The sequence below is a fragment of the Streptomyces sp. ICBB 8177 genome (assembly GCF_003144095.1).
GTDB lineage: Bacteria > Actinomycetota > Actinomycetes > Streptomycetales > Streptomycetaceae > Streptantibioticus_D.
Genome location: NZ_NSKH01000018.1, coordinates 1,002,961 through 1,015,261 on the forward strand (window position 1 = coordinate 1,002,961; position 12,301 = coordinate 1,015,261).

Consider the following 12,301-nt stretch of genomic DNA (forward strand, 5'->3'; position numbering starts at 1 on the left):
CTGGCCCCGCTCCGCCCCGGGGCCGGCCGCAACGGCGCGCGGATGCCGGACAATGGACGCATGCCCTCCGCTCTTCCCGACGGCGAAGCCGTTCCCGCCGACGGCTCGCTGCCGCCGTCCGCGCTGGACGGTTCCGCCTCCCGTCCGCTCGGCTTCTACCTGCATGTTCCGTACTGCGCAACGCGTTGCGGATACTGCGACTTCAACACCTACACCGCCACCGAGCTGCGCGGCTCCGGAGGGGTCCTCGCCTCGCGGGAGAACTACGCCGACACCCTGATCGACGAGATCCGGCTCGCCCGCAAGGTCCTCGGTGACGACCCGCGTCCGGTCGAGACGGTCTTCGTGGGTGGCGGCACGCCCACCCTGCTGCCCGCTCAGGACCTGGGCCGGATGCTGGCCGCGATCCGGGAGGAGTTCGGGCTCGCGGAGGGCGCCGAGGTCACCACGGAGGCCAACCCCGAGTCCGTCGACCCCGGCTACCTGGAGTGGCTGCGGGACGGCGGCTTCAACCGGATCTCGTTCGGCATGCAGAGCGCCCGGCAGCACGTGCTGAAGGTGCTGGACCGCACCCACACCCCGGGCCGCCCCGAGGCCTGCGTCGGCGAGGCGCGGGCGGCCGGGTTCGCGCACGTCAACCTGGACCTGATCTACGGCACCCCGGGGGAGTCCGACGACGACTGGCGGGCGTCGCTGGACGCCGCGATCGCCGCCGGGCCCGACCACGTCTCCGCGTACGCGCTCATCGTCGAGGAGGGCACCCAGCTGGCCCGCCGCATCCGCCGCGGCGAGATCCCGCCCACCGACGACGACGTGCACGCCGACCGCTACCTGATGGCGGAGGAAGCGCTGTCGGGGGCGGGCTTCGGCTGGTACGAGGTGTCGAACTGGGCGACGACGCGGGCCGGGCGCTGCCGCCACAACGAGCTGTACTGGCGCGGCGCGGACTGGTGGGGCGCGGGCCCGGGGGCGCACAGCCACGTCGGCGGCGTGCGCTGGTGGAACGTCAAGCACCCCGGCGCGTACGCGGCGGCGCTCGCGGAGGGCCGGTCCCCCGGAGCGGGCCGCGAACTGCTGTCGGACGAGGACCGCAGGGTCGAGCGCGTCCTGCTGGAACTGCGCCTGTCCGATGGCTGCCCGCTCACCCTCCTCCACGAGCCCGGCGCCCGCGCCGCGGCCCGAGCGGTAGCCGACGGCCTGCTGTCCCCGGCCCCCTACGCCCAGGGCCGAGCCGTCCTGACCCTGAAGGGCCGCCTCCTCGCGGACGCGGTGGTCAGAGATCTCGTGGACTGATCCGCCTACCCCGTGACGAAGTCGATCAACTCCTCCACCCGGCCCAGGAGTTCGGGCTGGAGGTCCTTGTAGGAGTTGACGTTCGACAGGATGCGGCGCCAGGCGGCGGGGGTGTCGAGGGGCCAGCCGAGGGCAGCGCACACGCCCGTCTTCCAGTCCTGGCCGCGCGGGACCCTCGGCCACTCGGGGATGCCGACGGAGGACGGCTTCACCGCCTCCCAGATGTCGATGTACGGGTGGCCCACGACCAGCACGTCGTCGCCGGTCACCTGGGCGGCGATGCGGGACTCCTTGCTGCCGGGCACCAGGTGGTCGACCAGGACGCCGAGGCGGGCGTCCGGCGCGGGGGAGAATTCGGCGACGATCGCGGGCAGGTCGTCCACCCCCTCCAGGTACTCCACGACCACGCCCTCGATCCGCAGGTCGTCGCCCCAGACGCGTTCGACCAGCTCGGCGTCGTGCCGCCCCTCGACGTAGACCCGCCCGGCGCGGGCCACCCGGGCCCGGGCGCCCTGGACGGCGATCGATCCGGACGCGGTCAGCCTCGGGCCGCGCGGCGCGGACGCGGCCGCCGGGCGCACCAGCGTGACGGTCTTGCCGTCCAGCAGGAAGCCGCGCGGTTCCAGCGGGAAGACCCGCAGCTTGCCGAAGCGGTCCTCCAGCGTCACGGTGCCCGCCTCGCAGGCCGTCACCGCGCCGCAGAAGCCGGTGGCGACCTCCTCCACGACCAGGTCGCGTTCGGCCGCCACCTCGGGCGCGGGCGCGGTCCGCTTCCACGGCGGGGTCAGGTCGGGTCCGTAACTCCTGCTGCGCATGGGCCAGATGCTACCTACGCCACGCCGAACCGCCGGGCCAGCACGTCGCGTTGCTCGCGGACGAAGCGGGCGTCCACGCAAGAGCCGTGCCCCGGCACGTAGACCGCCGTCTCGCCGCCGAGCTCCAGCAGCCGGTCCAGCGCGCCCGGCCAGGCGTCCGGCACGGCGTCCGGGCCCGCCTGCGGGTCGCCGGACTCCTCGACCAGGTCGCCGCAGAAGACCACCGTGGGGGTCCCGGGGACCACCACGGCCAGGTCGTGCCCGGTGTGGCCGGGGCCGACGGTGACCAGCCGCACCTCACGGCCGCCCAGGTCCAGGTCGTGCCGCCCGTCCACCAGCACGTGCGGGCGGACCAGCGCCGCGACCGCCTCGGCCGCCTCGCCGGGGTCCACGCCCAGCCGTACGGCGGTCTCCCGCAGGTCGTCGCGCTCCCGCTCCAGCACGCCGTCCAGCGCCCTGTCCGCGTACACCCGCACGTGCGGGCGGAAGGCCGCCGTGCCCAGCACGTGGTCGAAGTGGGCGTGGGTGAGGACGACGCCGGTGGCCTCGCGGCCGGTCAGCTCCCGCACCTGGCGGCTCAGCAGTTCGCCCTCGCGCACCGTGGAGCCGGTGTCGACCACCAGCACGCCGTCCGTGCCGACCACCACCCCGATCGTCACGTCGAGGAACGGCAGCCGCCGCCGGGCCACACCGGGCGCCAGCCGCTCCCATCCGTCGGGGCCGCCGCCCGGACCCCCCGGGACCCCGGACCCTCCCTGGTCTTCCCAACTGTTGTCCACAGGCACGACGCTATCCGCAGGCACCCCGCCACGCGCGCGGTACCGTGGCTGCGCGGACGGGGGAGAGCCGCCCTTGCCGGGGTCTTGCCACCGCGCCGTACACTGGCTCCGGAGAACCTGGCACTCGGAACCGGTGAGTGCCAGCAGCCGGACCCTACGGCTCGCCAGACACTTACGGCTTGGAGGTGCGCGCGAATGCTGAGTGAACGCAGGCTCGAAGTGCTGCGCGCCATCGTCCAGGACTACGTGGGCACCGAGGAGCCGGTCGGCTCCAAGGCGCTCACCGAACGGCACCGGCTCGGCGTCTCACCCGCGACGATCCGCAACGACATGGCGGTGCTGGAGGAGGAGGGCTTCATCCACCAGCCGCACACCAGCGCGGGCCGCATCCCGACCGACAAGGGCTACCGGCTCTTCGTCGACCGGCTCGCGGGCGTCAAGCCGCTGACCTCCGCCGAGCGCCGCGCGATCCAGAACTTCCTGGACGGCGCCGTCGACCTGGACGACGTGGTCGCGCGCACCGTGCGACTGCTGGCGCAGCTCACCCGTCAGGTGGCGGTCGTGCAGTACCCGTCGCTGACCCGCTCGACCGTGCGTCACGTCGAACTGCTCTCGCTCGCCCCCGCACGGGTGATGCTGGTGCTGATCACCGACACCGGCCGGGTCGAGCAGCGGCTCGTGGACTGCCCGGGGCCGTTCGGTGAGACGTCGCTCGCGGACCTGCGGGCGCGGCTCAACAGCAGGGTGGTGGGGCGCCGGTTCGCCGACGTGCCCTCGCTGGTGCAGGACCTGCCGGACTCCTTCGAGCCGGACGACCGCGCCTCGGTCTCGACCGTCCTGGCCACGTTGCTGGAGACGCTGGTCGAGGAGACCGAGGAGCGCATCATGCTCGGCGGCACGGCCAACCTGACCCGGTTCAACCACGACTTCCCCCTCACCATCCGCCCGGTCCTTGAAGCGCTGGAGGAGCAGGTCGTGCTGCTCAAGCTCCTCGGCGAGGTCAAGGACGCGGGCGTGACGGTGCGCATCGGGCACGAGAACGCCCACGAGGGACTGAACTCCACGTCGGTCGTCGCCGTCGGTTACGGTTCGGGCGACGAAGCGGTCGCCAGGCTCGGCGTGGTCGGCCCGACCCGTATGGACTACCCCGGAACGATGGGAGCGGTACGCGCAGTGGCGAGGTACGTCGGACAGATCCTGGCGGAGTCGTAAGTGGCGACGGACTATTACGCGGTCCTCGGCGTACGACGCGACGCGGGCCAGGACGAGATCAAGAAGGCGTTCCGCCGCCTCGCACGCGAGCTGCACCCGGACGTCAACCCCGACCCGAAGACCCAGGAGCGGTTCAAGGAGATCAACGCCGCCTACGAGGTCCTCTCCGACCCGCAGAAGAAGCAGGTCTACGACCTCGGCGGCGACCCGCTGTCGGCGTCCGGGGGCGGCGGCGCCGGCGCGGGCGGCTTCGGGGCCGGGTTCGGCAACTTCAGCGACATCATGGACGCCTTCTTCGGCCAGGCGTCGCAGCGCGGACCGCGTTCGCGCACCCGGCGCGGCCAGGACGCGATGATCCGGCTGGAGATCGAGCTGGACGAGGCGGCCTTCGGGACGACCAAGGAGATCCAGGTCGACACCGCCGTCACCTGCGGCACCTGCAACGGCGAGGGCGCGGCCCCCGGCACCTCGGCGCAGACCTGCGACATGTGCCGCGGCCGCGGCGAGGTCTCCCAGGTCACCCGGTCCTTCCTGGGCCAGGTCATGACCTCCCGCCCCTGCCCGCAGTGCCAGGGCTTCGGCACGGTCGTGCCCACCCCCTGCCCGGAGTGCGCCGGTGACGGCCGGGTCCGCTCGCGCCGCACGCTGACCGTCAAGATCCCGGCGGGCGTCGACAACGGCACCCGCATCCAGCTCGCCGGCGAGGGCGAGGTCGGCCCGGGCGGCGGTCCGGCGGGCGACCTGTACGTGGAGATCCGGGAGCTGCCGCACTCGGTCTTCCAGCGGCGCGGCGACGACCTGCACTGCACCGTGACCATCCCGATGACGGCCGCAGCGCTCGGCACCAAGGTCCCGCTGGAGACGCTGGACGGGCTCGACGAGGTGGACATCCGCCCCGGCACCCAGTCCGGCCAGTCGATCCCGCTGCACCAGCGCGGCATCACGCACCTGCGGGGCGGCGGACGCGGCGACCTGGTGGTCCACGTCGAGGTGCAGACGCCCTCCAAGCTCGACCCCGAGCAGGAGGAACTGCTGCGCAGGCTGGCCGTGTTGCGCGGTGAGGAGCGGCCGTCCGGCCACTTCCAGCCCGGGCAGCAGGGCCTGTTCTCGCGGCTGAAGGACGCGTTCAACGGGCGGTAGCCGCCCGGTGCCCGGTCCCGGGCCGGGGGTGCGCCCCCGCCTCGGGACCGGGCGCGGCCATGGCACGATGTCCCCATGGCCGCGTTGAACGACCTCGTGAGCACGCCGGTGATCCAGGCGCCCATGGCCGGCGGTGCCTCCTGCCCGGCGCTGGCCGCCGCGGGGGACCCGGAGGCGATGGCACTGCGGGCGGGCCAGGGCCACCGGCTCGCCCGCGAGCTGCCCGCCGCCCGTGTGGTCGCCGAGCTCGACGCCGAACTGGCCTGCGCTCGCGCCGAGTTGACCCACGCGCCCACCGGGGCGGCCCGCCCGTGACCGCCCCCGTCTTCGTCACCGAACCCGGCCACGTGACCGCGGCCCCCGGGGAGTCGATCACCCTGTCCGGGCCGGAAGGCCGCCACGCCGTATCGGTGCGCCGCCTGCGCACCGGCGAGGAGGTCGTCCTCACGGACGGCGAGGGCACCGCCGTCGTCGGCACGGTCACCGCGGTCGAGGGCAAGGACCGCCTCGAACTGACCGTGGTGCGCCGCGTCGAGGAGCCGCCGCCCGCACCCCGGATCACCGTCGTCCAGGCGCTCCCCAAGGGCGACCGGGGCGAACTGGCGGTGGAGACGATGACCGAGGCGGGCGTGGACGCGATCGTGCCGTGGGCCGCCTCGCGCTGCGTGACCCAGTGGAAGGCGGAACGCGGCGCCAAGGCACTGGCCAAGTGGCGTGCCACCGCCCGGGAGGCCGGCAAGCAGGCCAGGCGGCTGAGGTTCCCCGACGTCGCCGACCTCATGACGACCCGTCAGGTAGCGGAGCTGCTGTCCGGCGCGGCGTTCGCGGCCGTGCTCCACGAGGAGGGCAGCGCGCCGCTGGCCGGGGCCCGGCTGCCGGAACGCGGCGAGATCGTCCTCGTCGTCGGCCCCGAGGGCGGCGTGGCCCCCGAGGAACTGGCGGCGTTCGAGGCGGCCGGGGCGGGCGCGTACCGGCTCGGGCCGACCGTGCTGCGCACCTCCACCGCCGGCGTCGCGGCCACCGCTCTGCTGCTCGGCCGCACGGGGCGCTGGGGCTGACCAGGCCGGACGCCGCGGGGGCCGAACCGGCCCCGTCACGTGCACACTTGCGGGGCCGTGATCGGCAAAGGGGTCGTCGCGAGAGGAAGCACGACACTAGGGTTGCGTGCGTGACGCAGCCTTCCTACCTCCGCAATCCCCATCCGCACGGCGACCTGATCGCCTTCACCGCAGAGGACGACGTCTGGCTGGCGCCGATCGACGGCGGTGGCAGGGCCTGGCGGGTCAGCGCGGACAACGTACCGGTGTCCCGCCCGCGCATCTCGCCGGACGGCGAGCACGTCGCCTACGCCTCGACCCGCGACGGCGCCCCCGAGGTCCACCTCGCCCCGGTCGACGGCGGGCCGGTGCGGCGCCTGACGTACTGGGGGGCGTTCAGGACGCAGGTGAGCGGCTGGACTCCGGACGGCGAGGTCGTCGCGATCAGCCCGGCCGGGCAGGCCACCGCGCGCCGCACCTGGGCCCGCGTCCTGCCGGTGGACGGCGGCCCGGCACGGCTGCTGCCCTACGGGCCCGTCGGCGACCTGGCGTACGGGCCGGGCGACGCGGTGCTGCTGCTGAGCGCCCTGATGGGCCGGGAGGCCGCGTACTGGAAGCGCTACCGGGGCGGCACCGCGGGCAAGCTGTGGCTGGACCGCGACGGCGACGGCACCTTCGAGCGGGTGCACACCGGGCTCGACGGCAACATCGAGTGCCCGATGTGGGTCGGCGACCGCATCGCCTTCCTCTCCGACCACGAGGGCACCGGCGCGCTCTACTCCAGCCTGCCGGACGGCTCCGACCTGCGGCGGCACTCCCCGCTGGACGGCTTCTACGCCCGCCACGCGGCCACCGACGGCACCCGCGTCGCGTACACCGCCGCGGGCGTGCTGCACCTGCTGGACGACCTGGACGGGGCCGAGCCGCGCCCGCTGGACATCCGGCTCGGCGGGCAGCGCACCGACGTGCAGCCCTATCCGGTCCGCGCCGCCCACCACCTCGGCGGGGCCAGCCCCGACCACAGCGGCCGGGGCAGCGCCGTCGAGGTGCGCGGCACCATCCACTGGCTGACCCACCGCGAGGGCCCGGCCCGCGCGCTGTCCGCCGAGCCGGGGGTGCGCGCCAGGCTGCCGCGTACCTACCGCAAGGGCGGCGACGGCGAACCGCAGGTCGTGTGGGTCACCGACGCCGAGGGCGAGGACGCGCTGGAGTTCGCGCCCGCCACCGGGGTGCGCGAGGGCACCGAGCCGCTGCGGCTGGCCGCCGGGCGGCTGGGCCGGGTGCTGGAGCTCGAGGTCTCCCCGGACGGCCGGCACATCGCGATCGCCTCGCACGACGGCCGGGTGCTGCTGGTCGCCCCGGAGACCGGTGAGGTGCGCACGGTCTCCACCTGCGAGGACGGCGACGCGAGCGGGCTGGCGTTCTCGCCGGACTCCGGCTGGCTGGCCTGGTCGCAGCCCGGCCCCGAGCCGCTGCGGCAACTGCGCATCGCCAGCACCGCGACCCTCGCCGTCGCCGACGCGACACCGCTGCGGTTCAACGACTTCTCGCCCGCGTTCACCGCCGACGGCAAGCACCTGGCGTTCCTGTCCGAGCGGGCCTTCGACCCGGTCTACGACGCCCACGTCTTCGACCTGTCCTTCCCCAACGCCTGCCGTCCGCACCTGATCACGCTGGCCGCCGACACCCCCTCGCCGTTCGGCCCGCAGCGGCACGGCAGGGCGTTCGGCGGCGGGGACGACGACCACAAGGCGGACGGCGGCGACAAGCCGGGCGATGGCGAGGCCGGCCCGGGCCAGGCGGCGGGCGGCGACGAGCCGCGCCGCGCCCCGGTCACCCGCGTCGACCTCGAAGGACTCGCCGACCGCATCGTGCCGTTCCCGGTGGAGGCGGCCCGCTACAGCGACCTGAAGGTGGCCAGGGGCGGCGTGCTGTGGCTGCGGCACCCGCTCGCCGGGGTGCTGGGCTCGGCCCTCGCCACCCCGCAGGCCGAGCCGCCGGTCAGCGCGCTCCAGCGCTACGACCTCGACCGGCTGCGGTCGGACGACATCGCCGACGACGTCGACGAGTTCGAGGTCACCGGTGACGGCGAGCGGCTGCTGCTGTCCTGCGGCGGCAAGCTGCGGGTGGTCCCGGCCGACTCCAAGACCTCCGATGACGACGACGACCACAGCGTCACCGTCGACCTGTCACGGGTGCGCGTCACCGTCGAACCGGCCGCCGAATGGCGGCAGATGTTCGCCGAGACCGGCCGCCTGATGCGCGACAACTTCTGGCGGGCCGACATGGGCGGCGTCGACTGGGACGGCGTGCTGGAGCGCTACCGCCCGGTCGTGGACCGGCTGGCCACCCACGACGACCTGGTCGACCTGCTGTGGGAGCTCCAGGGCGAACTGGGCACCTCGCACGCCTACGTCTCGCCCCGCGGCGGACACGGCGACGCGCTGCACCGGCAGGGCCTGCTGGGCGCCGACATCTCCCGGGACGCGGACGGCGTGTGGCGGGTGGACCGGGTGCTGCCGTCCGAGACCTCCGACCCGCAGGCGCGCTCCCCGCTGGCCGCGCCGGGCGTCGCGGTGCGCGCGGGCGACGCCCTGGTGGCGGTCGACGGCCGCCGGGTCGACCCGCTGACCGGCCCCGGCCCGCTGCTGATCGGCACCGCGGGCAAGCCGGTGGAGCTGACGGTGCGCCCGGCGGCCGGCGGTGAGCCGCGGGCCGTGGTCGTGGTGCCGCTCGCCGACGAGGACGCGCTGCGCTACCACGACTGGGTCGCGGACCGCCGCGCCCACGTGCACCGGCAGTCCGGCGGCCGCCTGGGCTACCTGCACGTGCCCGACATGGTGGGCTCCGGCTGGGCCCAGCTCCACCGCGACCTGCGGGTCGAGGTCGTCCGCGAGGGCCTGGTGGTGGACCTGCGGGAGAACCGCGGCGGCCACACCTCGCAGCTGGTGGTGGAGAAGCTGGCGCGCAAGATCATCGGCTGGGACGTGCCGCGCGGCATGCGCCCGACCAGCTACCCGGCGGACGCCCCGCGCGGCCCGATCGTCGCGGTCGCCAACGAGTTCGCCGGATCCGACGGCGACATCGTCAACGCGGCCATCAAGGCGCTGGGCCTCGGCCCGGTCGTCGGCACCCGCACCTGGGGCGGCGTCATCGGCATCGACTCGCGCTACGGACTGGTCGACGGCACCGCCGTCACCCAGCCCAAGTACGCGACCTGGATGGAGGGTTACGGCTGGGGCGTGGAGAACCACGGCGTCGACCCGGACGTCGAGGTGCCGCACACACCGCAGGACTGGGCGGCGGGCCGCGATCCGCAACTGGACACCGCCATCCGCCTCGCCCTGGAGGCGCTGGCCGCCACCCCGGCCAGGTCGGCTCCCGCGCTGCCCGAGGTGTGAGGCGCGCGGACCGGGCCCGTGCCGCGCCGGTGCGGGCCCACCCGTGCCGCGCCGGTACGGGTCCGCCGTGCCGCGCCGGTGCGGGCCCGGTCCGATCATGGCGATAGCATGCGCCGGGACGGCGGCCGGGCTCCGCGGCGGGACGCCTCGGCCGGCTCCGGACCGCACACCACGACCGCGGGTCCCCACCGGGCCCGCGACCTCGAAAGGGAGGCGTTGCCGTGGCGGGAGAGCCGCAGGCGGACTGCTTGTTCTGCAAGATCGTCGCGGGGGACGTCCCGGCGACCATCGTCCGCGAGACCGAGACCACGGTCGCCTTCCGGGACATCAACCCCCAGGCGCCGACCCACGTTCTGGTGATCCCCAAGGAGCACCACCGCGACGCCGCCACGCTGGCCGCCGAGGCCCCGCAGGCCGCGGCGGACGTGCTGCGCGAGGCGCGTGAGGTCGCCGTCCACGACGGGGTGGAGGCCACCGGCTACCGGGTGGTGTTCAACACCGGATCCGGCGCCGGCCAGACCGTCTTCCACGCGCACGCCCACGTCCTGGGCGGTCGCGGCCTCAACTGGCCTCCCGGATAAGCGAGCTGACGGGCAGTCATGTCAGCGCGCGAACTCGTGGTGCTCGGCACCGCAAGCCAGGTGCCCACCCGGCACCGCAACCACAACGGCTACGTGCTGCGGTGGGACGGCGAGGGCATCATGTTCGACCCCGGCGAGGGCACGCAGCGTCAGATGCTGCACGCCGGGGTCGCCGCGCACGACCTGACCCGCGTCTGCGTCACCCACTTCCACGGCGACCACAGCCTGGGCCTGGCCGGGGTGATCCAGCGGATCAACCTCGACCGGGTGCCGCACGAGATCACCGCGCACTACCCGGCGAGCGGCGAGCGGTTCTTCGACCGGCTGCGGTACGCCACCGCCTACCGCGAGACCGTCGCGCTCACCCAGGCCCCGGTCGCCGCGGACGGCGTCATCGCCACCACCGCCGCGTTCACCCTCGAAGCCCGCCGCCTGTCGCACCCGGTGGAGTCCTTCGGCTACCGCCTCGTCGAGCCGGACGGCCGCCGGATGCTGCCGGAGCGGCTGGCGGAGCACGGCATCTCGGGCCCCGCGGTGGGGGAGTTGCAGCGCGGCGGGGTGGTCGGCGGCGTCACGCTCGCCGACGTCAGCGCGCCCCGCCCCGGCCAGCGCTTCGCGTTCGTCATGGACACCCGGCTGTGCGACGGGGTCCACGCGCTGGCCGACGGGTGCGACCTGCTCGTCATCGAGTCCACCTTCCTCGCCGCCGACGCGGAGCTGGCCCACGAACACGGCCACCTCACCGCCGAGCAGGCGGCGCGGGTCGCGGCCGGGGCGGGCGTGCGGCACCTGGTGCTCACGCACTTCTCCCAGCGCTACCCCGACGCGACCGCGTTCGAGCGCGAGGCGAGGGACGCGGGCTTCACCGGCCGGCTGACGATCGCCAGGGACCTGGACCGCGTGCCGGTGCCCAAGCGCCGCTGGGCGTCGTGACGTCCGCGCTCCGCCGACCGTACGCCGCGACCGCGCTCGCGGCGTACGGTGCCCCGACGAATCCGGGCGTACGATGATCAGATGGCTAGTGCACCGATCCCCAAGGCCGAGCTCCACCTGCACATCGAAGGGACGCTCGAACCCGAACTCGCCTTCCGGCTCGCCGGACGCAACGGGGTGGAACTGCGGTACGGCTCGGCCGAGGAACTGCGCGAGGCCTACTCGTTCTCCGACCTCCAGTCCTTCCTGGACCTGTACTACGAACTGATGGCCGTGCTGCGCACCGAGGACGACTTCGCCGACCTCGCCCGCGCCTACCTGGAACGCGCCGCCGCGCAGGGCGTCCGGCACGCCGAGATCTTCTTCGACCCGCAGGCGCACACCTCGCGCGGCGTGCCGATCGGCACGGTCATCGGAGGCCTGGCCAGGGTGCTGGACGACAGCGAGGAGCGGTACGGCGTCAGCACCGCCCTGATCATGTGCTTCCTGCGGGACGAGTCCGCCGACTCCGCCCTGGAGACCCTCCAGGCGGCCACCCCGTACCTCGACCGGATCATCGGCGTCGGGCTGGACTCCGCCGAGGTCGGCAACCCGCCGGAGAAGTTCCGCGAGGTCTACGACCGCGCCGCCGCCCTCGGCCTGCGCCGGGTCGCGCACGCGGGCGAGGAGGGCCCGCCGGAGTACGTGACGCAGGCGCTCGACCTGCTCGGCGTCGAGCGCGTCGACCACGGCCTGCGCTCGCTGGAGGACCCGGAGCTGGTCGCGCGGCTGGTGCGCGACCGGATTCCGCTGACCGTGTGCCCGCTGTCCAACGTGCGGCTGCGGGCGGTCGACCGGCTGGAGGACCACCCGCTGCCGCGCATGCTCGCCGCCGGGCTGCTGGTCACCGTCAACTCCGACGACCCGGCCTACTTCGGCGGCTACGCGGACGACAACTTCACCGCCGTGCGCGACGCGCTCGGGCTGGACGACGAGACGCTGCGCGACCTGGCCGCCAACTCCTTCCGCGCCGCGTTCCTGGACGACACCCGGCGCCGGGCCTACCTGGAGCAGGTCGCCGCCCACGAGTTCGGCTGAGCCGCCGGACCCCGCGCCGGGCGGTCCGGCGGC

General features: G+C 74.5%; 10 protein-coding genes and 1 pseudogene. 9 read left to right on the top strand and 2 right to left on the bottom strand.

Annotation, left to right across the window (positions count from 1 at the left end; translation table 11 throughout):
* Positions 1 to 60: 60 nt before the first annotated feature.
* On the top strand, positions 61 to 1,293 hold the full coding sequence (gene hemW / locus CK485_RS12900; RefSeq protein ID WP_109450064.1) for a radical SAM family heme chaperone HemW: 1,233 nt from the start codon (positions 61 to 63) through the stop codon (positions 1,291 to 1,293).
* Positions 1,294 to 1,298: 5 nt separating this feature from the next.
* On the opposite strand, the gene CK485_RS12905 is transcribed toward hemW, so the two are convergent.
* Together CK485_RS12905 and CK485_RS12910 are read right to left on the bottom strand one after the other, a co-directional pair.
* A complete protein-coding gene (locus CK485_RS12905) occupies positions 1,299 to 2,108 on the bottom strand; it encodes a DUF3097 domain-containing protein (protein WP_109450066.1) in 810 nt (269 codons plus the stop codon).
* Between the two features lie 14 nt (positions 2,109 to 2,122).
* The gene (locus CK485_RS12910; protein WP_241968449.1) at positions 2,123 to 2,809 is read right to left on the bottom strand and encodes an MBL fold metallo-hydrolase; all 687 of its coding nucleotides are present in this window, start codon (positions 2,807 to 2,809) and stop codon (positions 2,123 to 2,125) included.
* A gap of 273 nt (positions 2,810 to 3,082) precedes the next feature.
* Here CK485_RS12910 and hrcA point away from each other — a divergent pair, with 273 nt between their 5' ends.
* From hrcA to CK485_RS12950, 8 genes and pseudogenes are all read left to right on the top strand, one after another.
* Positions 3,083 to 4,099, top strand: a complete 1,017-nt coding sequence (gene hrcA, locus CK485_RS12915; protein ID WP_109450070.1) for a heat-inducible transcriptional repressor HrcA — start codon at positions 3,083 to 3,085, stop codon at positions 4,097 to 4,099.
* Positions 4,100 to 5,239: a molecular chaperone DnaJ gene (dnaJ, locus tag CK485_RS12920; protein ID WP_109450072.1), complete on the top strand. Its 1,140-nt coding sequence runs from the start codon at positions 4,100 to 4,102 to the stop codon at positions 5,237 to 5,239.
* Positions 5,240 to 5,386: 147 nt separating this feature from the next.
* Positions 5,387 to 5,554, top strand: a pseudogene (locus tag CK485_RS12925) (nitronate monooxygenase); the annotation flags it as partial.
* Positions 5,551 to 6,297, top strand: a complete 747-nt coding sequence (locus CK485_RS12930; protein WP_109450074.1) for a 16S rRNA (uracil(1498)-N(3))-methyltransferase — start codon at positions 5,551 to 5,553, stop codon at positions 6,295 to 6,297. The pseudogene CK485_RS12925 and the gene CK485_RS12930, both read left to right, overlap by 4 nt.
* 110 nt (positions 6,298 to 6,407) lie before the next feature.
* Complete coding sequence (locus CK485_RS12935; protein ID WP_109450075.1) at positions 6,408 to 9,677, top strand: S41 family peptidase; 3,270 nt, start codon at positions 6,408 to 6,410, stop codon at positions 9,675 to 9,677.
* 221 nt (positions 9,678 to 9,898) lie between these two features.
* Complete coding sequence (locus CK485_RS12940) at positions 9,899 to 10,258, top strand: histidine triad nucleotide-binding protein (RefSeq protein ID WP_109450077.1); 360 nt, start codon at positions 9,899 to 9,901, stop codon at positions 10,256 to 10,258.
* A gap of 18 nt (positions 10,259 to 10,276) precedes the next feature.
* Complete coding sequence (locus tag CK485_RS12945) at positions 10,277 to 11,191, top strand: ribonuclease Z (RefSeq protein ID WP_109450079.1); 915 nt, start codon at positions 10,277 to 10,279, stop codon at positions 11,189 to 11,191.
* 81 nt (positions 11,192 to 11,272) lie between these two features.
* The gene (locus CK485_RS12950) at positions 11,273 to 12,268 is read left to right on the top strand and encodes an adenosine deaminase (protein ID WP_109450081.1); all 996 of its coding nucleotides are present in this window, start codon (positions 11,273 to 11,275) and stop codon (positions 12,266 to 12,268) included.
* Positions 12,269 to 12,301 lie beyond the last annotated feature (33 nt).

Bases quoted from the DNA above. Each gene is read 5' to 3' on its own strand.
- CK485_RS12945 (WP_109450079.1), top strand. From the start codon at position 10,277: ATGTCAGCGCGCGAACTCGTGGTGCTCGGCACCGCAAGCCAGGTGCCC.
- hemW (WP_109450064.1), top strand. From the start codon at position 61: ATGCCCTCCGCTCTTCCCGACGGCGAAGCCGTTCCCGCCGACGGCTCG.
- hrcA (WP_109450070.1), top strand. From the start codon at position 3,083: ATGCTGAGTGAACGCAGGCTCGAAGTGCTGCGCGCCATCGTCCAGGAC.
- CK485_RS12905 (WP_109450066.1), bottom strand. From the start codon at position 2,108: ATGCGCAGCAGGAGTTACGGACCCGACCTGACCCCGCCGTGGAAGCGG.
- CK485_RS12950 (WP_109450081.1), top strand. From the start codon at position 11,273: ATGGCTAGTGCACCGATCCCCAAGGCCGAGCTCCACCTGCACATCGAA.